The organism is Cellulomonas sp. PhB150 (genome assembly GCF_003755175.1).
Taxonomy (GTDB): domain Bacteria; phylum Actinomycetota; class Actinomycetes; order Actinomycetales; family Cellulomonadaceae; genus Cellulomonas.
Genome location: NZ_RKHX01000001.1, coordinates 1459466 through 1480465, shown reverse-complemented (window position 1 = coordinate 1480465; position 21000 = coordinate 1459466). Strand labels below are relative to the sequence as shown.

Here is a 21000-nt window from a genome sequence, read left to right as displayed (position 1 = left end):
TTAGTGAGTGATCCTTACAAAACACCCCTTCCAAATGCGTCACCACGGAGGCACCAATGCACTTCGCGAGACGAGTCGCTCCGGCGGCCGGAACAACCACGACCCACCCTCGACGCCGGCGCAACGCCGCGCTGGCGTTCCTCACCTCGGCAGGGCTCGTCGCCACCCTGGTGGCCGTCCTTCCCACCTCGGCCAGCGCGGCCGGCTCGTTCACCGCCACCTTCACGTCGACCGGTGACTGGGGCAGTGGCCACCAGGTCTCGGTCCTGGTGAAGAACGCGTCGACGACGAGCTCGCCGACCTGGACGCTCGAGTTCGACCTGCCGGCCGGAACGGCGATCACGAGCTCGTACGACGCCGACGTCGTCAAGACCGGCAACCACTACAAGGCCACCTCGAAGAGCTGGGCCGGCCCGTTCGCCCCCGGAGCCTCGCAGACGTGGGGCTACGTCGGCTCCGGTCCGTTCAAGGGCCCGCTGAACTGCACGATCAACGGTGCGGCCTGTACCGGCGGCAACCCGACGACCACCCCGACCACGACGCCCACCACGACGCCGACGACGACGCCGACCCCCACCGTGACGCCGACGGTCACCCCGACCCCGACCCCGACGCCGACCCCGACCGTCACGCCCACCACCCCGCCCCCCGGCGGCAAGAAGCTGGTCGGCTACTTCGCGGAGTGGGGCGTCTACGGCCGCAACTACCACGTGAACAACGTCAAGACGAGCGGCTCGGCCTCGAAGCTGACCCACATCCTGTACGCCTTCGGCAACACCACGGGCGGCAAGTGCTCGATCGGTGACAGCTACGCCGCCTACGACAAGGCGTACACGGCCGACCAGAGCGTCGACGGCGTCGCCGACACCTGGGACCAGCCGCTGCGCGGCAACTTCAACCAGCTGCGCAAGCTCAAGGCGGCCAACCCGAACCTCAAGGTCATCTGGTCGTTCGGCGGCTGGACCTGGTCGGGCGGCTTCACGGCAGCGGCCGCCAACCCGGCCGCGTTCGCGGACTCCTGCTACTCGCTGATCAACGACCCGCGCTGGGCCGGGATCTTCGACGGCATCGACATCGACTGGGAGTACCCGAACGCGTGCGGCCTGTCCTGCGACACCAGCGGACCGCAGGCGTTCGACAAGGTCATCTCCGCGCTGCGCACCAAGTTCGGCTCGAGCTTCCTGGTCACCGCGGCCATCACGGCCGACGGCAGCAACGGCGGCAAGATCGACGCCACCGACTACGCCACGGCGGCCACCAAGCTCAGCTGGATCATGCCCATGACGTATGACTACTTCGGAGCATGGAACGCCCAGGGTCCGACGGCCCCGAACGCCCCGCTCACGTCGTACCCCGGCATCCCGCAGGCCGGGTTCAACGCCGAGGACGCGATCAACAAGCTGATCGGCAAGGGCATCCCGGCGAGCAAGATCCTGCTCGGCGTCGGCTTCTACGGCCGCGGCTGGACCGGCGTCACGCAGAGCGCGCCCGGCGGCTCGGCGACGGGCCCGGCGCCCGGCACGTACGAGCAGGGCATCGAGGACTACAAGGTGCTCAAGACGAAGTGCCCGGCCACGGGCACGGTCGGCGGCACGGCGTACGCCAAGTGCGGCAGCGAGTGGTGGAGCTACGACACCCCCGCCACGATCACGAGCAAGATGACGTGGGCCAAGAACAAGGGGCTCGGCGGCTCCTTCTTCTGGGAGCTGTCCGGCGACACCACGAACGGTGAGCTCATCTCGGCCATGAAGGCCGGCCTCAGCTGAGTTTCACCCCTCGCGACCGGGGGTTCGCCGCACTGCGGCGGGCCCCCGGTCGTGCGCGTGGGTAGCGTCGGGGCATGGGCCGCACCGCGGTGTCGCAGGTCGAGCTGCTCGAGGACGAGCCGGTCGGCGACGAGCCGCGCCCGCGCTCGCGGTGGCGGCGCTGGTGGCCGGTGCCGGTGGTGCTCGCTCTGCTCGCCGTGGGGTTGCAGACCGGTCTCGACGCCCGGGCTCGTGCGCACGACGAGCGCATCGCCTCGCTGCCGGGCACCCTCGCGCCCGTCGGGGAGGCGCTGACCGTCCAGTGGAAGGTCTCGCCCGACGACTACGGGGTCGTGAGCGCCGGGTACGAGGTCGACGGCGCGTACGTGGGCATGCGGCGTGCGGCCGACGAGACCTTCGCGGCGGTCGCGCTCGACGCGGGGACCGGCCTCGCGCGCTGGTCGACCGGGCTCGGCCCGCGCGGCGAGGGCGAAGGCGCCCCGATCGACGCCGGCAACTTCACCATCGGCCTCATGGGCAGCCCGTACTGCGTCCCCGGCGGGGCCGCCGACGTGCCCGTCCTCGCCTGCCTCGTCGACTCGCACCGCGGCCTCGTCGTCGTCGACGCGACCAGTGGGACGGTCCTGCGCCGCGAGGACCTGCCGACGAAGGCCGACCTGCTGGCCGTCGACGGTGGCACGACCTACCTGGCCCGCTCGACCGGCACGGACTGCGAGGTGACGGCGCTCGGCGCGACGTCCGTGCTCTGGACGACGACGGTCGCGTGCGGCGGCCGCCCGGAGCTCGTCGTCGCGGGTGGGCTCGTCGCGGTCGGCTCGACGCGCGAGCACGTCACCGTGCTCACCTCGTCGGGCGAGATCGTCGAGGAGTCCGACGACGGCGCCGCCGCCGCGCTGGGCGACCGGATCGCGCTCTTCGACCTCGCCGGCGACGGCACCGGCACCTCCCGGCTCCTGAGTGCGGGCGCCGAGCCTGTGGCCGTCGACGGCATCGTCATGGTCCCGCGGGTCGACGACGGCTCGGCGCCGGACGTCGTCGTGACCTCCGACCGCACCACCCGCGGCTTCGACGCGCGCACCGGGAAGAAGCTGTGGGAGGCGCCCGACCCCCTGTCGGGGATCTACCTGCTGCGCGACGGCGACGTCGTGGGCTCGTCGGACCAGGACGCGCTCGTGACCATCGACGCCCGCAGCGGCGCGGTCCACCATCGTGCCGCCCTGCGGCCCGACACCCTGCCGTCGTCGCCCGTGACCGACGGCCCGACGTACCTGACGATGCTGCGGGGTGCGCCGTCCGACGCGCCGCGGCTGCTCGCCGTGAGTGCCGACGGTGACGACCGGAGCTGGGACGTGCAGCTCCCCGGCGGTCTGCTGGGGCTGATCCAGCTCGGCCGCCACCTCGTCGGCTCCGACCGGGGCGGGACGCTCATGGTCCTGGGCTGAGGCGCGCATCCTGCAGCCCGTTGCGCCGCGCGTTGCGCATTTGTTGCCGCGATTCGCGTAAGTTCTTCCACTTCCTCTTTGACTCTTGTCTACGGGTTTGTCCAGTCCGTACGGTGTGTCCCGTCATGCGGCGCCGCATCCCCCTGCGGCGCCGACCCCCGGTGCGCAAGGAGGCGCTTCCGTGAGGATTTCCGTTCATCACCCCCGTCGCAGACGAGCAGGTCGGGTCGCCGCGGCGACCGCCCTCGCGCTCGTCGCGACGCTGGCGGCAGCCCAGCCCGGCCTCGCAGCCGGGTCCACCAAGCCGAAGCCGGGCGTCGAGACCGTCGCCGGCATCGACCCCGCTCTGACCGCGGGGCGCGGCGCGACCGTTCCCTTCGTCGAGCAGGAGGCCGAGAACGCCACGTTCACCGGCGACCTCATCGGCCCCGACCGCACGCCCTACACGCTGCCCAGCGAGGCCTCGGGCCGCAAGGCCGTCAAGCTCGACGCCCCCGGCGAGTACGTGCAGTACACGCTCACCAAGCCCGCGAACGCCGTGACCCTGCGGTACGCGATCCCCGACGCCCCCGCGGGCGGCGGCCTGACGGGGCCGATCGACGTCGCGGTCAACGGCATCAGGCTGACGAGCGCCACGCTCACCTCGCAGTACTCGTGGCTGTACGGCACCTACCCGTTCTCGAACGACCCGCAGGCCGACCCCAACAAGGACTGGTGGCTCACCGAGTGCGGCTGCGTGCCGTCCGCGACCACGCCGGCACCGGTGTTCGACAAGCCGTTCCGCCCGTTCCACTACTACGCGGAGAAGCGCATCCCGCTCGTCGTGCCGCTGAAGAAGGGCGACACGGTCCGCTTCACGGTGCCCAAGACGACCAAGCTCGACTGGGTCGTCCTCGACGTGGCCGACTTCGAGCAGGTCGGTCTGCCCAAGCTGCCGCCCAGGAAGAGCGTCAACGCCTGGCTCTACGGCGCCGACCCCACGGGCCGCAAGAGCTCGGCCGACGCGCTCGACAAGGCGATCGCCGCGGGCAAGAAGCTCCAGGTGCCCGTCTACATCCCGCCGGGCACGTACAAGGTGGACCGCCACCTCGTGGTCGACAAGGTCACCGTGATCGGCGCCGGCAGCTGGTGGACGACCCTCACCGGGGACGGCGTGGGCGTCTACGGCAAGTACGTGGAGGACGGCGGCTCGACCGACGTGCACCTCGCGGACTTCTCGATCATCGGCAACGTCCGTGACCGCGTCGACGACGACCAGGTCAACGGGGTCGGTGGCGCGCTGGGCGGCGGCTCGACCGTCGAGCGTCTGTTCATCCAGCACACCAAGGTCGGCATGTGGTTCGACGGGCCGTTCAGCGGCCTCACCGTCAAGGACAACGTCATCGTCGACCAGATCGCCGACGGCCTGAACCTGCGTCGCGGGATCTCCAACGCCACCGTGACGAACAACTTCGTCCGCGGCACCGGCGACGACGGGCTGGCCATGTGGTCGCACGGCGTCTCCACGCCCGCGCAGGACGCGGACCACGACAACGTGTTCTCGCACAACACCGTGCTCAACCCGGCGCTCGCGAACAACATCGCGATCTACGGCGGGCACGACAACACGGTCGCGAACAACGTCGTCGCCGACCCGGTCCGCGAGGGCAGCGGCCTGCACGCCGGTGCGCGGTTCAGCGCGGTGCCGTTCTCGGGTCGCACCACCTTCACGGACAACACGACGGTCCGGGCGAGCACCCTCGACCTGAACTGGAACATCGGCCTCGGCGCGATCTGGCTCTACGCGCTCGAGGGCCCGGTCAAGGGCATCGACGTGACCGGCGACCACTACCTCGACAACGGGTACAACGCGATCATGATGGTCTCGGAGTGGGGCGTGAAGGACCTGTACGGCATCGACGACGTGCACTTCTCCGACGTCCAGGTCGACGGCGCCGGCACCTCGGTGGTCAGCGCGCGCGCCTTCGGCTCCGCGTCGTTCACCAACGTCGACGTCCGCAACGTCGGGTGGGCGGGCGTCAACAACTGCGGCGCCTTCGGCTTCCCGGCCACCGGCTCGGAGTTCTCGCTCGTCGACGGCGGCGGGAACGACGGCACCGACGGCAACCCGTGGGAGGTGGGCCGCAACTGGTTCACGCCCTTCGTGCCGAACGCCATCACCTGCAACGACCGGCCGCCGGTGGTGACCCCGCCGGCGCCGAGCACGTGGTGAGGCGCCACTGCATGTGAGGCGCCACTGAACGACGCCCGCGTCCGGCGATGGTGCGATCCGGGCGCGGGCGTCCTCCCTCCGCAGGGGAGGCGGTAAGGAGCGAGGGCTCGACGACGGGGGTCGTCGGGCCCTCGCTCGCGTCGATCGGCGACTGACGTCAGGCGGTCGCGCGCACGACGAGGCTCGGCGTGAACATCACGCCGCGCGGCGGCTGGTCGGGCGTGCGGATCCGGTCGAGCAGCAGGCGGGCCATCTCGCCGGCCATGTCCTCGACCGGCTGCCGCACGGTCGTCAGGGGCGGGCTCGCCTCGGTGGCGGTCGCGCTGTCGTCGAACCCGACCACGGCCACGTCGTCGGGCACCCGGCGTCCGCCGTCCTGCAGCACGCGCACGGCCGCCTCGGCCATGAGGTCGTTGACGGCGAACACCGCGTCGGCGTCGGGGTGGGCGGTGAGGACCTTGCGCGCGCCCGCCGCCCCGCTGCGGGCCGTGAAGTCCCCGTGCTCGACGGTCACCGCGATGCCGGCCTCGGCGGCGGCGGCCCGGAAGCCCGCGAGCCGTTCTCGCGCCGCGCGCATCTCCGGCGGACCGGCCAGCACCACGGCGCGACGTCGCCCCAGCCGCCCCAGGTGCTCCGCGGCGAGCCGCCCGCCGATCGCCTGGTCGGCGTCCACCCAGCTCACCGGCAGCGCGGTGGTCGGCTGGTGGGAGAGGACGACGGGCACGTTCATCTCGTGCAGCGCGTGCGGCAGGCCGTGCTCGTCGCCGCCGGACAGGAACAGCACGCCGTCCACGTGGCCCTGGCGCAGGTAGGACAGCACGAAGTCGTGCGCCTCCCGGTCGGCCGGGACGACGACGAGGTGCACGCCCGTGGCCCGCAGGACCTGCTGCGCCCCGGCGGTGACCCGCCCGAAGTACGGGTCGGAGAAGATCCGCTGCAGGAACTCGGCACCCGCGGAGCCGGACGCCGGCTCCGAGATCACGAGCGCGACCGAGTTGGTGCGGCGCGTGACCAGCGAGCGCGCGGCCAGGTTGGGGACGTAGCCGGTGGCGCGGACCGCCTCGTCGACCGCCCGGCGCATCTTGGGGTCCACGGTCGCGACGCCGTTGAGCACGCGCGAGACGGTCGACCGGGAGACCCCCGCACGGCGGGCGACCTCCTCGATGGTCGACGGACTGCTCTGGCTCGTCATGGTGTTCCTTATAGCACCGCCAGCGGCGGCGCCGGGGGAGCGCCCCGGCGCCGCCGTCTCGATCAGCGGTAGACCCGCACGTAGTCGACCAGCATCTTCGCCGGGAACGGCGTGCTCGCGTCGACCGGGCCGGGCCAGTCCCCGCCGACGGCGAGGTTGAGGATCACGTAGAAGTCGTGGTCGTAGATCCACGGCCCCCGCGTCGACTCGACCGTCGCCTTGTCGGCGGTGAACACCAGGCGGTTGTCCAGGTAGTACCGGATGCCGTTCGCGTCCCACTCGGCGGCCCAGGTGTGGAAGTCGTTCGACAGCGGAGCGCCGTCGGGCAGCTTGTAGGAGCCGCCGTAGCCGCCCGCGCCGTTGTATGCCGGGGCGTGCAGCGTCGAGTAGGACGTGGTGGTGTCCTTGCCGAGGACCTCCATGATGTCGACCTCGCCGTTGTACGGCCACGGCCGGCCGGTGAGGAAGTCGGCGCCCATCATCCAGAACGCCGGCCAGTAGCCCTGGCCCGTCGGCACCTTGACCCGCGCCTCGACCCGGCCGTAGGTGAACATGAACTTGTTGGACGTGTTCATCCGGCCCGACGTGTAGTCGCGCCCGCCCGCCGTCTGCTTGCGGGCCTCGATCACCAGGTGCCCCTGGCCGTCCATGTTCAGGTTGCCGGTGGGCGTGTAGTACTGCTGCTCACCGTTCTGCCCGGTTCCGGCATCGACCGTCCACTTCGACGCGTCCGGGCCCGAGCCGGCGGCACCGTTGAACTCGTCGCTCCACGCGAGGCGGGTGAAGTTCGGCGCCGGAAGGTTGACGGTGGGCGGCTGGACCGGGTTGCCGCCCGTGCCGTACACGTCGAACCCGTACAGCGAGTACCCGTACGGGCCGCTGCGCTTGGTGAGGTTCAGCCGCACGTAGCGGCCGTCGCCCGAGACGTCGAGCGTCTCCTTGAGCCCCTTGCCCGTGGTCGTCGAGTAGATCGTCGTCCACGTCGTGCCGTTGGGCGAGACCTGGATCTGGTAGCCGGTCGCGTACGCCGGGTCCCACTGCAGCACGACGCGAGAGACGTGGGCGGTCGCGCCGAGGTCCACCTGGAGCCAGCCCGCGTCGGTCCAGCCGGCGGGGTTGGCGCTGGCCCAGCGCGAGGCGGCGTCGGCGTCGAGTGCCTTGTCCGGCGTGCACTGGTAGCAGGTGCCGTCGTCCTGGCTGGAGGACGCGGTGCCGGGCTTCTTGTAGCTGAGCAGTACCGCGCCGCCGGGGTTCTGGGTGGGCGTGGTGGTGGGTGTCGGTGTCGTCGTCGGGGTGGCCGTGCTGCCGTCGCCGCTGCCGAAGACCTCGAGCTCCCACAGCGAGATGCCGTAGCCGGTGGCCTTCGCGGTCGCGTTCAGCCGGACGTAGCGGCCCGTGCCGCCGAGCGCGATCGACTGCTTGCCGCCGGTGGCCGCCGTCTGCGTGGCCTGCGTCGTCCACGTGGTGCCGTCCTGCGAGGACTGGATCGTGAACGCGGTGGCGTAGGCGGACTCCCACGTGAGGTCGACGCGCGTCAGCGCCCGCGAGGACCCGAGGTCCACCTGGATCCACTGGGGGACCGAGAACGCGCTCGACCAGCGCGTGCCGAGGTCGCCGTCGGTCGCCGAGGACGCGGGGGTCGCGGCCGACTCGCTCGACGAGGCCGTCGTCGGCCGCCCCTTCGACAGCAGCGTGGCCGCGGAGGTGTCCGTGGTTCCCAGCACCTGGAGCTCGAACAGCGAGGTGCCGTAGCCGGTCGCGCGCTGCGTGCCCGTCAGGCGCACGTAGCGGGCGCTGCCGCTCGCGGTGAGCGACTGCTTGGCGGCCGAGGTCGCCGTGCCGTTGACGACGGTGGTCCACGTGGTGCCGTCCGTCGACGTCGCGATCGTGTACTTCGAGGCGTAGGCGGACTCCCACGTGAGGTCGAACCCGACGAACGTCTTCGTCGCGCCGAGGTCCACCTGGATCCACTGGTTGTCGGAGAAGGCGCTCGACCAGCGCGTGCCGGTGTCGCCGTCGGTCGCCGCGCTCGCGGGCGTCGCGGCGGACTCGGACGACGAGGCCGTCGTCGGCTTGCCCTGCGACAGGACGACCACCCCCGGTGCGAGGGCGTGGGCCTCGTCGGCCCGGACGGCGGCGAGCGAGAGCAGCACCGCGAGGACCGCGAGCGCGGCGACCGCTGCGCGCGCGGCGGGGCGGCTCTGGCGCGCGTCGGCGAGCGGGTGGCTGCCGCGTGGAGACGCGGCCGAGCCAGGACGGAGTTCGGGAGCCATGCTTCCCCCAGGGGTCGTCATTGACAGGGTGGGATGTGGCGCGAGGAGCCAGGGAGCGCTCTCTCAGGGATCACCATCAACCCGGACAATGTGCCTGTCAAGACCGGAGAAACCGGCGAGGGACCGCTCCCTCGACTGGGCCGCTCGTCGGTGTGCGACGAGACGCGGGGGCCGTGGGGGCGGTCAGGCGGTGTCGTCGCGGCGCGACGGGATGGCCGCACGGACCACGTGCGTCACCTGACGGGCGTCGCGCGTCAGGGCGCTGCCGACGAGCACCCCGAGCGCGATCGAGAACAGCGCGAGCACGGTGTCCACCAGGTCGGCGAGGCCGAGCGACTGGCCCGTCGCGATCTCGGACAGGCTGCGGAAGCCGAGCGCACCCGGCACGAGCAGCCAGAACGCGGGCAGAGTGACGACGATGGCGGGTGGCCCGGACCGGACGCGCGCGATGGCCTGGGCGACCGGCGCCACGACCAGTCCGCCGATGAACCCGCCGAGCTCCGGGGTGAGCAGCTCCGTGCCGAGCCGTTGTGCGAGGTAGGCGCAGTAGAGGGCGGCGAGGAGCCACCAGAACGAGCCGCTCGGGGTCGAGGAGAAGAAGCGGTAGCCGACGGCGACGACCAGCACGCCGGCCAGGCCGATCCACCGGCTCAACGAGTCGAGCTGCTCCGACGACTCCCACGGCCCGGTGACGGTGACCGCCGCGACCACGCCGAATGCGAGCAGCAGGAGCTGGGCCACGCCGTAGACCATCCGGCTCGCGCCGGCCACGACCTGGTTGCTCGTCAGCTCGATGGCGGCGACGGTCAGCACCGCGCCGGGCAGGAAGCTCACGAGTGCCGGGGTCAGCAGCCGCAGGGGGTCGGCGCCGACCCACGGGGCGATCCACTCGATCGTGGCGAGGGCGACGAGGAACGCCGCGAACACCGGCAGGACCTGCTCGAGCGTGGGCCAGCGGGTGGCGACCAGGCGCAGGACGCCGACGGCGGCCCCCATGCCGAGGTAGATCGGCAGCGCGTCGACGGTCGGGTAGAGGATGAGGCCGAAGCCGAGCGTCAGCAGCGCATGGCCTAGCACGACGAGCAGGGGCCCGAACCGCGGGGGCGAGGCGAGGATCTCGCGCAGCTCGAGCCGGGCGTCGGCGAGCTCGACGCCACCGTGCGTCAGCCGCCGCACCAGCGAGTCGACGCGCCCGATCTGGTGCAGGGGGAGCGTGCCGGAGGTGCCCGGCCCGGTGAAGTCGCTCTGCGGGCCGCGCGCGGTCTCCACCTGGAGGAACACGCCGGTCGGGAGCACCAGCACCCGGACCTGGTCGGCGCCGTGCGCCTGTGCGACCGCCGCGAGCTGGAGCTCCGTCTCGACGACCGACTGACCCGACGACAGCAGTGCGCCGCCAAGCTCGCGCAGCAACGGCGTCAGGTCGGCGGGGACGTCCGGCAGGGCCGGAGGGTCCTCGAGGGTCGGCATCGAGGGTGCGGCGGTCAAGGCACGCGCGGCGCTGCGCAGGCGGGCTGCCAGGGTCACGTGCGCCTCCTCGTCGACCGTCCTGCCGATCGTAGGCCGCGGCGGGGGGCGGGGCGCGACGGGCTGTCCCCCCACTGACCGGCCCGAGGTAGCCGCCCTTGTGACTGGTGGATACCGGAGTGACGCCGGATCGGTCTCACCGGCCACTCTGGTCCCAAGTGCGGCTATCTCGGTCGTGGGGTCAGGCCGGGGCGGCGCGGCGCGGGGCAGTCGCGAGACGGCGGTGGGTCAGCGCGGGGCGGCGGCCAGCTCGACGAAGTCGTCGCAGTGCAGCACGCGCAGGGCGGTGCGCGTCCAGCGAGGAACCAGCGCGGCGCCCTCGTCGGGCGGGAGGATGACCGGATCGGTGAGCACGTGCACCCGGCGTGCCCGCACCAACCGGCCCTCGCCGGCCTCGAGGTTGCGCAGCCACTGCACGCCGGGCCCGTACGTGAGCGCGATGACGAACCCGCGGCGCGTGGGGAAGGCCATGATCGGCGTCCGGTAGCGCCGCCCGGAGGTCCGCCCCACGTGGTGCAGCGTGGCGAGCGGCGGGACGTCGTCGGAGAACGTCCCCATGATCTTGTTGGTGAACACGAGGTTCACCCGGGTCACCCAGTACGGCGCGGTCATCCCTGAACGCTAGGCGCCCGCCGCGCTCCGCGCGCGATCACCCCGGGACGCCCGGCCCGCCGCGGCGAGTCGACCCCCGATCAGGACGCCGATTCCGCATCGTCTCGCCGATTCAGACCGGCGAGGCGATGCGGAATCGGCGAGATGACGGCGGCGAGGCCGGCGGGGAGGCCGGCCGGGGCCGGGCTCAGGCGGGGCCGAGGAGGTCCGAGAAGGTCGGGACCGCGTCGTACAGGCCTGCGGGGGCGGACGGCTCTCGGTCCGCGACCGTCTCGGCGAGCTCGCGGCCCGCGCGGCGGATCCGGCTCGGGAGCGGGTGGCTGTCGTCGCCGCCGGCCGTGGCCCAGTCGTCGGTGGCCGCGAACACCGACGTCGGCTGGACGTCCGCGTGCAGGTAGCCGAACAGCGGGCGCAGCGCGTAGTCGATGGCGAGCGAGTGGCGGGCCGAGCCGCCGGTCGCGCCGAGCAGCACCGGGACGCCGGACAGCGCGTCCGGCTCGAGGATGTCGACGAACGACTTGAACAGCCCCGCGTAGGACGCGGAGAAGATCGGTGTCACGGCGATGACGCCGTCGGCGCCCTTGACGGCCTCGAGGGCTGCGGCCAGCTCGCCCGTGGCGAAGCCGGTCAGCATGGTGTTGACCACCTCGTGCGCGAGGTCGCGCAGCTCCACGTTGTGCACCCGCGCGGTGATGCCGCGGGCTGCCAGCTCGGTGACCGTGGCGTCCGCGAGGCGGTCCGCGAGGAGCCTCGTGGACGACGGCTGGGACAGGCCGGCCGAGATGACGACGATCGAGCGCTCGCTCATCGTTCCTTCTTCCTAGAGCTCAGGTGGTTCGAGTGTCTCAACGCGAGACGGCGTCCGCTGCTTCCACGTCGTCCTCGGCGGTGCGGCCGGTCCAGTGATCGGCTGCAGCAACGTGCTGGTCGTGGACCGACCCCGCGGCGCGTGCGGCGGCGACGCGCTCGGCGTGGCTCGGCGGGTTGGCCGGCACGTGGGAGGGTCGCGCGGCCTCGGCCTCGCGACGAAGCACGGGGACGACCTCGGTGGCCAGCAGGTCGATCTGCTCGAGCACGGTCTTCAGCGGCAGGCCCGCGTGGTCCATGAGGAACAGCTGGCGCTGGTAGTCGCCGACCTGCTCGCGGAACTTGCCGTAGCGGTCGATGACCTGCTGCGGCGAGCCGACGGTCAGCGGGGTGTCCCGGGAGAAGTCCTCGAGCGACGGCCCGTGCCCGTAGACGGGCGCGTTGTCGAAGTAGGGCCGGAACTCGGACACCGCGCGCTGCGAGTCCTTGTTCATGAACACCTGGCCGCCGAGCCCGACGATCGCCTGGTCCGCCTGCCCGTGCCCGTAGTGCTCGAAGCGCTGACGGTAGAAGTGCACCATCTGCGCGGTGTGCTCCATGGGCCAGAAGATCGCGTTGTGGAAGAACCCGTCGCCGTAGAACGCGGCCTGCTCGGCGATCTCGGGGGACCGGATCGAGCCGTGCCAGACGAACGGCGGGACACCGTCGAGCGGGCGGGGCGTCGAGGTGAAGCCCTGCAGCGGGGTGCGGAACTTGCCGGACCAGTCGACGACGTCCTCGGTCCACAGCCGGCGCAGCAGCGCGTAGTTCTCGATCGCCAGCGGGATGCCCTGGCGGATGTCCTGCCCGAACCACGGGTAGACGGGGCCGGTGTTGCCGCGGCCCATCATCAGGTCCATCCGGCCGTCGGCGATGACCTGGAGCATCGCGTACTCCTCGGCCAGGCGCACCGGGTCGTTCGTCGTGATCAGCGTCGTGGAGGTCGACAGCGTGATGTTCTTCGTCACGCCCGCGAGGTAGCCGAGCATCGTGGTCGGCGACGACGGCACGAAGGGCGGGTTGTGGTGCTCGCCCGTCGCGAAGACGTCCAGGCCCGCCTCGTCGGCGTGCTTGGCGATCGTCAGCATGCTCCGCACGCGCTCGGTGTCGTCCGGCGTGCGGCCGGTCGTCGGGTCGGTGGTGACGTCTCCGACGGTGAAGATCCCGAACTGCATCTCGCGCCTCACAGGTCCAGTCTCGAAAGTTCATGCGTTTGCATGTACTGATGCGCTCAACCGGGGAGGTGGCTCGCGTATTCCACGACGAGGACTGTGGGGTGGATCACCGTGATCCTCACCCCCTGACCTGGGCGCCATCACCCCACCGCCTGTGAGCGGAGCCCAGCCGATCCCGTTAGCGTGGGGGCCGGAAGGATGGTGGACGTGACGGAGGAACCGCTCAAGGTCCTGGTGGTCGAGGACGACGTCGACACCGCGCAGTTCGTGCGCACGGTGCTCGAGCGCCGCGGGGGCATGTCCGTCTCCGTCGTGCACGAGGCGATGTCCGCCCTGGCGGCCGTCGCCGCCGAGTCCTTCGACGCCGTCGTCACCGACATCCAGATGCCCGGCATGTCCGGCCTCGACCTGCTCGTCGAGCTGCGCTCGCGGGCGCCCGGCGTCCCCGTCGTCGTGACGACCGCCTTCGCGAGCGTCGACTACGCCGTCGAGGCGCTGCGCCGCGACGCCGACGAGTTCCTCGTCAAGCCCGTCCCCGCCGCGGTGCTCGTCGACCGCGTGTCCACGCTCGGCCTGCAGGGCCGCCAGCGGCGCGCGGCCTCGGGCCACGGCGAGGTCGTCCTCGCCGTGGGCGCGCACCCGGACGACGTCGAGATCGGCATCGGCGGCACGCTCGCCTCGCACCAGGCCAACGGAGACACCGTCGTGATCCTCACGCTCTCGGGCGGCGCGATCGGGGGCGCGGCCGACGAGCGGCGCCACGAGGCGCTCGCCGCGGCGGGAGTCATCGGGGCCCGCCTGTTCCTGCACGACTTCCCCGACACCCGCCTCGACCCGGCGGCCGGCCTGATCACGGCCATCGAGGAGACGATCGGTCTGGTCGACCCGACGATCGTCTACACGCACTCGTCGCACGACCGGCACCAGGACCACCGCGCGGTGCACGAGGCCGTGCAGGTCGCCGCGCGCAAGATCCCCTACGTGGGCTCGTTCCAGAGCCCGTCGGCCACGATCGACTACCGGCCCACGCGCTTCGTGCCCATCGACGGGTTCGTCGACAAGAAGCTCGAGATGCTGGCCGCGTTCACCTCGCAGCAGCACCGCGACTACATGGACCCGGACCTCGTGCGCAGCACGGCCCGGTACTGGGGGAGGTTCGGCACCGGCGGGTGGGTCGAGCCGCTCGAGATGATCCGCGCCGCCGCCATGATCACGCGCTCGGGTGGGGCCGGCCTCCGGGCCGCAGCACCCGAGCGTGCCGAGGACCAGCACGGAGGCCACCGATGAGAGTTCTCGTGACCGGAGCCGGCGGACCGGCGGGCGTCGCGGTCATCCGCTCGCTGCTGCGCCGCGGCGACGTCGAGGTGGTGGCCGCGGACATGGACCGCTGGGCCAGCGGCCTCTACCTCGTCGACGGCGACCACCGCCGCCTGGTGCCCGCCGGGCTGGCCGACGACTTCGTCGACGTCGTCCTGGCGATGTGCCGCGACGACCGCATCGACGTGCTGTTCCCCACCGTCGACGTCGAGCTGCCGCGGCTGGCGGCGGAGCGCGACCGGCTGCACGAGGGCGGCACGCTGCTCGCCTCGCCGTCGCTGCGCACGCTCGAGACCTGCCTCGACAAGCTCGCGCTCGCGCGCGCGACCGAGCGGACGTGCCGGGTGCCGCGCACCGAGCTGCTCGGTACGCCGCAGGCCGTGTCCGGCTGGGAGTTCCCCGTGATCGTCAAGCCGCGCCGCGGCGCCGGCTCGCGCGGTGTGCGCCTCGTGCAGTCGCAGGCCGAGCTCGACGCCGTGCACGCCGAGGAGGACCTGCTCGTGCAGGAGCACCTGCCGGGCGACGAGTTCTCGGTCGACGTGCTGGCCGGGCTCGACGGGCACGTCATCGCGGCGGTGCCGCGCGCGCGGCTGCGCGTCGACTCGGGCGTCGCCGTGGCCGGGGTGACCGTGCACGACGACGAGCTCGTGGCGACGGCGACCGCGGTCGCCAAGGCCATCGGGCTCACGACCGTCGCGAACGTGCAGCTCAAGCGCGACAAGGACGGCGTCCCCGCGCTGCTCGAGGTCAACCCGCGGTTCCCGGGCGCCATGCCGCTGACCATCGCGGCCGGGGTCGACATGCCGTCGATCACGCTCGACGCCGTGCTCTCCCGCCACGTCCCGACGACCATGGACTTCGTCGAGATCGCCAACGTGCGCTACCTCGAGGACGTCTTCCTGCCGGTCGACCAGGTCCTGCCACCGCGATGAGCGGGGGACCGGTGCTCGACGGCGACCACCACGTGCACTCGACGTTCTCGGACGACGCCGTCAGCTCTCCGCAGGAGAACCTCGACGCGGCGGTCCGCGCGGGGCTGGCCACGGTCCGGATGGTCGACCACGTCCGCACGACCACCACGTACGTGCCCGACTTCCTCGCCGTGGTCCGGGCGCTGCCGGCGCACGACGGCCTCACCGTGCTGACCGGCGTCGAGGCGAAGATCCTCGACGCGTCCGGCGCGATCGACGCGCCGCCCGACGTCCTCGCGGCCGTCGGGACGACCGAGGGCGTGGACCGCGTGCTGCTCGCGGACCACCAGTTCCCCGGTCCTGACGGCCCGTGGAGCCCGCGCGTGACCGCCGAGCGGATCGCCGCGGGCCTCGCCCCGGCCGACGCCGTCGAGATGCTCGTCCTGGCGACCGTCCGGGCCATGCGGTCGGTGGCTCGCGCGCAGGTCGCGCACCCGTTCTCCCTGCTGCCGAAGATCGGCCTCACGGAGGACGACGTGAGCGACGAGGTGCTCGACGCGTTCGCCGCGGCCGCGGTCGAGACCGGCACGACGGTCGAGGTCAACGAGAAGTGGCGCTGCCCCGGTCCGCGCGTGCGCGACCGATGGGCGTCGGCAGGCGTCGAGCTCGTCGCCGCGTCCGACGCGCACCACGAGCCCGACGTGGGCCGCTACCCGTGGCTGAGGTCGGTCGGGCGCTCATGACCTGGCACGACGTGCTCGTCGTGGTCCTCCTGATGGCCGTGGCCGCAGGGATCATCCCGGTCATCGCCGGGCTGGTCCAGTACCTGCTCGTCCCCGTGCACGCGGTGAAGAACCACCTCGGTGCGGCCGCCCCGTACCTGCCCCGCGTCGTCGTGGTGGTGCCGGCCTGGAACGAGGGCGCGGTGCTCGGGGCGTCCCTCGAGCGGCTCATGGGGCTCGAGTACCCGCCGGACCGGCTGCGCGTCTACGTCGTCGACGACGCGAGCACCGACGACACCCCCGACGTCGTGCTGGCCAAGGCCGCCGAGCACCCCGGCCGCATCGTGCACCTGCGCCGCGCGCAGGGCGGCCAGGGCAAGGCGCACACCCTCAACCACGGCATCGAGCGGGCGCTGGCCGACGACTGGATGGAGGCGCTGCTCATCATGGACGCCGACGTCATCTACCGCCCCGACTCGTTGCGCAAGATGACCCGCCACCTGGCCGACCCGCAGGTGGGTGCCGTCACGGCCTTCATCCGCGAGGGCTCCGGCAAGCCGGGCACGGTCTCGAAGTTCATCGGGTACGAGTACGTCACCGCGCAGGCAGCGGCCCGGCGGGCCCAGAACGTCATGGGCGCGATGGCCTGCCTCGCGGGCGGTGCCCAGCTGCACGCACGCGCCAACCTCGAGGCGGTCGGCGGGCGGATCGACACCACGACGCTCGCCGAGGATACGTTCACCACGTTCCTGACCCAGCTCGACGGCCGCACGGTCGTGTTCGAGCCGGCGGCCGTCGTGCTCGCGGAGGAGCCCGACTCCGTGGTCGCACTGTGGAAGCAGCGGGTGCGCTGGGCCCGCGGCAACGTGCAGATCACGCGGCGCTTCACCAAGGTCTGGTTCCGCCGCCCGTTCTCGTCCCGCGGCGCCGGGCACCGGCTCTCGTCGCTCACCTTCGGCGCCATCTGGTTCTCGATCTACCTGCTGCCCGTCGCGATGACGGCCGCAGCGATCGGCCTCGTCGGGCTGTACTTCGTCGACCACGACGTCGCGCGGACCACGTTCCAGGGCATGTGGTGGGTGGCCGTGGTCGCCTACGTCTTCATCACGAGCATGACGCTGCTGCTCGACCGGGAGACGGCCCGCCGGTCGTGGGTCCAAGGACTGCTGTTCCCCGGCATCGGCGCGATCGTCGTGATGCTCGCCGCGTGGGTCCCCGGGCTGTGGGAGGAGCGGGTCCCGGACCTGCTGGGCATGGAGATGTCCGCCACGGGCGTCGAGGTCCTCACGCTCGTCTTCTACGCGTGGACCGTGATCGCCATGCTCAGCGCCTGGCTGGTCCGGTGGGTCGAGGCGCTGCCCGGGGGCAAGTGGCCGTCGCGCGTGCTGCTGTACGTCGTCGGCTTCGGACCGGTGCTGTGCGCGATCACCCTCGACGCCTACGCCAAGCAGTGGCGCGGCGCGAGCACGGCCTGGGACAAGACCGAGAAGACTGGCAGGGTGGTGGGGTGATGGTGGCCGACGACGAGACCCGCGAGCCCTGGTCCCCCGCCGCGATGCGCCGGGAGATCCGCGCCGACCAGCGCGGCGAGCGCAGGCTGATCGTGCTCGGGCTGCTCGCCGCGGCGATCACCGGGGTCGCCCTGGTCGTGCGGGCGATGGTCGCGTGACCGTCCGGGTCCCCGCGCAGGTCCCCGCGCAGTCCCCCCCGCTCGTCGAGACCGACGACGACCTGCGCTCGCGCGGCTCGCGGTGGCTGCGCGTCCTCGGCCAGGTGATCGGCCCGGAAGCCGGCGTCTTCGAGCGCCAGCTGCCGTTCGTGCTCGTGTACGCGCTGTGCCTGGTCGCGCTCACGCTGGTCCCGTCGATCCTCGTCGATGCGTCGAAGCTGTGGCTGGGTTCCGCCATCGCGGCGCTCGTCATCGTGCTCGCGTGGGTGCTGCCGTGGCACCGCTGGCGCGAGTCCGCGCAGATCTGGCTTCCCGTCCTCCAGCTGCTCGCGATCGCGCTGCTGCGCACCGGCACCGGCGGCGTCGCGTCGCCGTTCGGCTCACTCCTGTTCCTGCCGGCGGTCATGCTCGCGGGCCGCCCGGGCCGGGCCGGCGTCGTCGTCGGGACGGTCGGCGTGGCCGCGGTCGTCGAGGTCCCGGTGATCCTCGACGCCGACGCGGAGGTCACGGTCGCGCTGATCGTGCGCAGCCTGTTCGTGGCCGTCGTGGCGGGGGTCGTCGGCATCATCGTGCACGAGGCGACGTCCCGGCTGCGGGCCCGCAACGCCGCGCTCGCGGAGCTCCAGGCCCATCAGCTGCGGCTGAACGACCAGCTCACCGAGGACGCGGAGGCGCTGGCCAGCCTGGTCCGTGAGACGGAGGCCGCGCGCGCCCACCTGGGCTCGGTGATGGACGCCGTCACCGAGCAGGCCATCGTCGCCACCGACCCCGACGGGGTCGTCGAGGTCTTCAACCCGGGCGCCGAGCGCATGTTCGGGTACACGGGCGACGAGGTCATCGGCCGCAGGAACCTCGTCAGCTTCTTCGACCGTGGCGAGCTCGAGGCGCGCTACCGCGCGGTGTTCGACGTCGACGCAGTGGCCGCCGCCGAGGCCGACGCGGACTCCCTGTTCGCCGCGGTCGCAGCGCCCACCCTGACGGCGGGCGTGCTCGTGCGCGACTGGACCTTCCGCCGCCACGACGACAGCGGTGGCACGCTCCAGCTCGCCGTCACCCGCCGCATCGACGGCCACGGCTCCACGATCGGCTACGTCGTGGTGGCTGCAGACGTGACCACCGAGCGCGAGGCCGCGCGCCTCAAGGACCAGTTCGTCTCCCTGGTCAGCCACGAGCTGCGCACCCCGCTGTCGTCGGTGCTCAGCTACGTCGACCTCATCCTGGACGGCCCCGACCCGCTCACCGACGAGCAGCGGGAGTTCCTGCTCGTCGTCGAGCGCAACGCGCGCCGCCAGCTGCGCCTCGTCAGCGACCTGCTCCTGACGGCCCAGCTCGACGCGGGCCGCTTCACGATCGCCCACCAGGACGTCGACCTCGCCGACGTCGCGAGGGCCACCCTCGCCGAGGCCGCGCCGGGCGCCGAGGGTGCCGGTGTGACGCTGCACCTCGAGGCGGAGCCGGTGCACGTGCCGGGCGACGCCATGCGGCTCGAGCAGGTCGTGGCCAACCTCGTGTCGAACGCGGTGAAGTTCACGCCGCGTGACGGCCGGATCGACGTGCGCGTCTCCGCGTCCCCCGACGGCGGCGCCGTCGTCTCGGTCACGGACACCGGGATCGGCATCCCGCCCGACGAGCTCGACCGCCTCGCCACCCGCTTCTTCCGCGCGACCACCGCCACCCAGCGGGCCATCCCGGGCATCGGCCTCGGGCTGTCCATCGCGAAGGCCATCGTCGAGGCGCACGGCGGCGAGCTCGCGATCGCGAGCCGCGTGGGCGAGGGCACCACGTTCAGCTTCACCCTCCCGGGCGTCTGACCGCTCCCGACGGACACCGGACGTATCAGGCGTACCGACCGCGGCCCCTTCCTGCCCGGTGCGTCGAACACGGCGCCGAGAGAACCCGGCACGGGCACACCCGCGCCGAGCCCCCGAAGGACGAACGATGAGCACACACACCCCTGCCGCGATCGGCACGGCATTCCGTCCCGCCTCTGCCGCCGCGGTCGGTGCGCTGGCCGGATCCGTCGCCCGCCTGCACCTCCCCGGCGACGCGCGCTACCGCGAGCTGACCGTCACGAGCAACATCACCAAGGCCGTCCGTCCGCTCGCGGTGGTCGAGGCGACGAGCGCCGACGAGGTCGCCGCGACCCTCCGGATCGCCGCATCCGCCGGCGTCCCGGTGGCGGTCGCCGGCACCGGGCACGGCGCCACCGAGACGATGGCCGACGCGGTCCTCGTGCACACGGCCGCGCTCGACGAGCTCGAGATCCGCCCCGACGAGCGGTGGGCCCGCGTCGGCGCCGGCGTGCGTTGGTCGGCCGTGCTGGAGGCCGCCGCGCCCCACGGGCTCGCGGGGCTGTGCGGGTCGTCGACCGACGTGGGCGTCGTCGGCTTCCTCACAGGCGGCGGCGTCGGCCCGCTCGCCCGGTCGCACGGGCTGTCGTCGGACACGGTCCGGGCGTTCGACGTGGTGACCGGCGACGGCGAGATCCGCCGGGCCTCGGCCACCGAGCACCCCGACCTGTTCTGGGGGCTGCGCGGCGGCAAGGGCTCGCTCGGCATCGTCACCGCGGTCGAGATCGACCTCGTCGAGCTGCCTGAGGTCTACGGCGGAGCCCTCTGGTTCGACGGCGCCGACGCGACGGCCGTGCTGCGGACCTGGAGCGTGTGGACCGACCTGCTGCCGGAGGAGGGGACCACGTCGGTGGCCGTCATGCGGCTGCCGGACATGGACCCGTTCCCCGAGCCGCTGCGCGGCCGTACGACGATCGCGCTGCGGTTCGTCTGGACCGGGGACCCGGCGGTCGGCGAGGAGATGATCCGCGCCATGCGCGCGGTCGCGACGCCGCTGATCGACGCCGTCGGGGTCATGCCGTACGCGGCGATCGGCGCCGTGCACTCCGACCCGGACGACCCGATGCCGCTGCACGAGCGGTCCGTGCTGCTCGACGAGTTCGGGCCCGACACGGCCGACGTGCTCGTCGACCTCGTCGGCCCCGACGCGCAGACCGCGCAGGCGATGGTCGAGGTCCGCCAGCTCGGTGGCCGCGTCCGCCGCGGTCCGGACTGCGCGTTCACGCACCGCGACGCGGCCTACCAGGTGTTCACGATCGGCCTGATGATCCCCGAGATCGCCCAGGTCGTCGTCGCCGACTCCCGACGGATCGTCGGGGCCCTCGAGCCGTGGGCGAGGGACGGCGGCCTGCCGAACTTCACCGACACGGCCGGTCCCGCGTGGGCGCGACGGGTCTACAGCCCCGCCGTGGCCACGCGGTTGGGGGAGCTGTCGCGCCGCTTCGACCCGGCGGGCGTGCTGCTGGCCGCGCGAGGCGTGCGGGACTGA

Annotated in this window: 16 protein-coding genes; 10 read left to right on the top strand and 6 right to left on the bottom strand. The window is 72.5% G+C overall.

All coding sequences use genetic code 11. The features are described 5' to 3' along the window. The first annotated feature begins 56 nt into the window (after nucleotides 1–56). The 3 genes from EDF34_RS06750 to EDF34_RS06740 all read left to right on the top strand — a co-directional run bounded on the left by EDF34_RS06750 (nucleotide 57) and on the right by EDF34_RS06740 (nucleotide 5420). Complete coding sequence (locus EDF34_RS06750; RefSeq protein WP_123370471.1) at nucleotides 57–1766, top strand: glycosyl hydrolase family 18 protein; 1710 nt, start codon at nucleotides 57–59, stop codon at nucleotides 1764–1766. Between the two features lie 74 nt (nucleotides 1767–1840). Next, nucleotides 1841–3208 (top strand): PQQ-binding-like beta-propeller repeat protein, encoded by a 1368-nt coding sequence (locus EDF34_RS06745; protein ID WP_123370470.1) that lies wholly within the window; start codon nucleotides 1841–1843, stop codon nucleotides 3206–3208. A gap of 181 nt (nucleotides 3209–3389) precedes the next feature. Further along, nucleotides 3390–5420 carry a glycosyl hydrolase family 28-related protein gene (locus tag EDF34_RS06740; RefSeq protein WP_123370469.1) on the top strand — a complete coding sequence of 677 codons (2031 nt, stop codon included), beginning with the start codon at nucleotides 3390–3392 and terminating at the stop codon, nucleotides 5418–5420. A 157-nt stretch (nucleotides 5421–5577) separates the two neighbouring features. Here EDF34_RS06740 and EDF34_RS06735 read toward each other — a convergent pair whose 3' ends face one another. From EDF34_RS06735 to EDF34_RS06710, 6 genes are all read right to left on the bottom strand, one after another. Further along, nucleotides 5578–6612: a LacI family DNA-binding transcriptional regulator gene (locus EDF34_RS06735; protein ID WP_123370468.1), complete on the bottom strand. Its 1035-nt coding sequence runs from the start codon at nucleotides 6610–6612 to the stop codon at nucleotides 5578–5580. A gap of 62 nt (nucleotides 6613–6674) precedes the next feature. Continuing rightward, nucleotides 6675–8885, bottom strand: coding sequence for a discoidin domain-containing protein (locus EDF34_RS06730; RefSeq protein WP_123370467.1), 2211 nt, complete (start codon nucleotides 8883–8885; stop codon nucleotides 6675–6677). A 183-nt stretch (nucleotides 8886–9068) separates the two neighbouring features. Next, entirely contained in the window at nucleotides 9069–10409 is a 1341-nt protein-coding gene (locus EDF34_RS06725) for a threonine/serine exporter ThrE family protein (protein WP_123370466.1), read from the bottom strand. 228 nt (nucleotides 10410–10637) lie between these two features. Beyond that, nucleotides 10638–11021, bottom strand: a complete 384-nt coding sequence (locus EDF34_RS06720) for a nitroreductase family deazaflavin-dependent oxidoreductase (protein WP_123370465.1) — start codon at nucleotides 11019–11021, stop codon at nucleotides 10638–10640. A 187-nt stretch (nucleotides 11022–11208) separates the two neighbouring features. Further along, nucleotides 11209–11829: an FMN reductase gene (locus EDF34_RS06715; protein ID WP_123370464.1), complete on the bottom strand. Its 621-nt coding sequence runs from the start codon at nucleotides 11827–11829 to the stop codon at nucleotides 11209–11211. A gap of 37 nt (nucleotides 11830–11866) precedes the next feature. Beyond that, the gene (locus EDF34_RS06710; RefSeq protein ID WP_123370463.1) at nucleotides 11867–13042 is read right to left on the bottom strand and encodes an LLM class flavin-dependent oxidoreductase; all 1176 of its coding nucleotides are present in this window, start codon (nucleotides 13040–13042) and stop codon (nucleotides 11867–11869) included. A gap of 207 nt (nucleotides 13043–13249) precedes the next feature. Between EDF34_RS06710 and EDF34_RS06705 the strand changes: the two genes are divergently transcribed. The 7 genes from EDF34_RS06705 (at nucleotide 13250) to EDF34_RS06680 (ending at nucleotide 21000) form a co-directional block, all read left to right on the top strand. Further along, on the top strand, nucleotides 13250–14329 hold the full coding sequence (locus EDF34_RS06705) for a response regulator (RefSeq protein ID WP_123370735.1): 1080 nt from the start codon (nucleotides 13250–13252) through the stop codon (nucleotides 14327–14329). After that, on the top strand, nucleotides 14326–15291 hold the full coding sequence (locus tag EDF34_RS06700) for an ATP-grasp domain-containing protein (protein ID WP_123370462.1): 966 nt from the start codon (nucleotides 14326–14328) through the stop codon (nucleotides 15289–15291). Before EDF34_RS06705 ends, EDF34_RS06700 begins: the two co-directional genes overlap by 4 nt. Beyond that, complete coding sequence (locus tag EDF34_RS06695; RefSeq protein WP_123370461.1) at nucleotides 15288–16013, top strand: PHP domain-containing protein; 726 nt, start codon at nucleotides 15288–15290, stop codon at nucleotides 16011–16013. Before EDF34_RS06700 ends, EDF34_RS06695 begins: the two co-directional genes overlap by 4 nt. Further along, a complete protein-coding gene (locus tag EDF34_RS06690) occupies nucleotides 16010–17503 on the top strand; it encodes a glycosyltransferase family 2 protein (RefSeq protein ID WP_123370734.1) in 1494 nt (497 codons plus the stop codon). Before EDF34_RS06695 ends, EDF34_RS06690 begins: the two co-directional genes overlap by 4 nt. After that, on the top strand, nucleotides 17503–17661 hold the full coding sequence (locus EDF34_RS17505; protein ID WP_158615052.1) for a hypothetical protein: 159 nt from the start codon (nucleotides 17503–17505) through the stop codon (nucleotides 17659–17661). Before EDF34_RS06690 ends, EDF34_RS17505 begins: the two co-directional genes overlap by 1 nt. Next, the gene (locus EDF34_RS06685; RefSeq protein WP_233575215.1) at nucleotides 17658–19472 is read left to right on the top strand and encodes an ATP-binding protein; all 1815 of its coding nucleotides are present in this window, start codon (nucleotides 17658–17660) and stop codon (nucleotides 19470–19472) included. The genes EDF34_RS17505 and EDF34_RS06685 overlap by 4 nt, the downstream gene beginning before the upstream one ends. A gap of 127 nt (nucleotides 19473–19599) precedes the next feature. Further along, the gene (locus tag EDF34_RS06680) at nucleotides 19600–21000 is read left to right on the top strand and encodes an FAD-binding oxidoreductase (protein WP_123370460.1); all 1401 of its coding nucleotides are present in this window, start codon (nucleotides 19600–19602) and stop codon (nucleotides 20998–21000) included.

Coding starts and splice junctions, on each gene's coding strand:
- EDF34_RS06700 (WP_123370462.1), top strand. CDS start 14,326: ATGAGAGTTCTCGTGACCGGAGCCGGCGGACCGGCGGGCGTCGCGGTC.
- EDF34_RS06720 (WP_123370465.1), bottom strand. CDS start 11,021: ATGACCGCGCCGTACTGGGTGACCCGGGTGAACCTCGTGTTCACCAAC.
- EDF34_RS06715 (WP_123370464.1), bottom strand. CDS start 11,829: ATGAGCGAGCGCTCGATCGTCGTCATCTCGGCCGGCCTGTCCCAGCCG.
- EDF34_RS06730 (WP_123370467.1), bottom strand. CDS start 8,885: ATGGCTCCCGAACTCCGTCCTGGCTCGGCCGCGTCTCCACGCGGCAGC.
- EDF34_RS17505 (WP_158615052.1), top strand. CDS start 17,503: ATGGTGGCCGACGACGAGACCCGCGAGCCCTGGTCCCCCGCCGCGATG.
- EDF34_RS06745 (WP_123370470.1), top strand. CDS start 1,841: ATGGGCCGCACCGCGGTGTCGCAGGTCGAGCTGCTCGAGGACGAGCCG.
- EDF34_RS06735 (WP_123370468.1), bottom strand. CDS start 6,612: ATGACGAGCCAGAGCAGTCCGTCGACCATCGAGGAGGTCGCCCGCCGT.
- EDF34_RS06695 (WP_123370461.1), top strand. CDS start 15,288: ATGAGCGGGGGACCGGTGCTCGACGGCGACCACCACGTGCACTCGACG.
- EDF34_RS06690 (WP_123370734.1), top strand. CDS start 16,010: ATGACCTGGCACGACGTGCTCGTCGTGGTCCTCCTGATGGCCGTGGCC.
- EDF34_RS06710 (WP_123370463.1), bottom strand. CDS start 13,042: ATGCAGTTCGGGATCTTCACCGTCGGAGACGTCACCACCGACCCGACG.
- EDF34_RS06750 (WP_123370471.1), top strand. CDS start 57: ATGCACTTCGCGAGACGAGTCGCTCCGGCGGCCGGAACAACCACGACC.
- EDF34_RS06680 (WP_123370460.1), top strand. CDS start 19,600: ATGAGCACACACACCCCTGCCGCGATCGGCACGGCATTCCGTCCCGCC.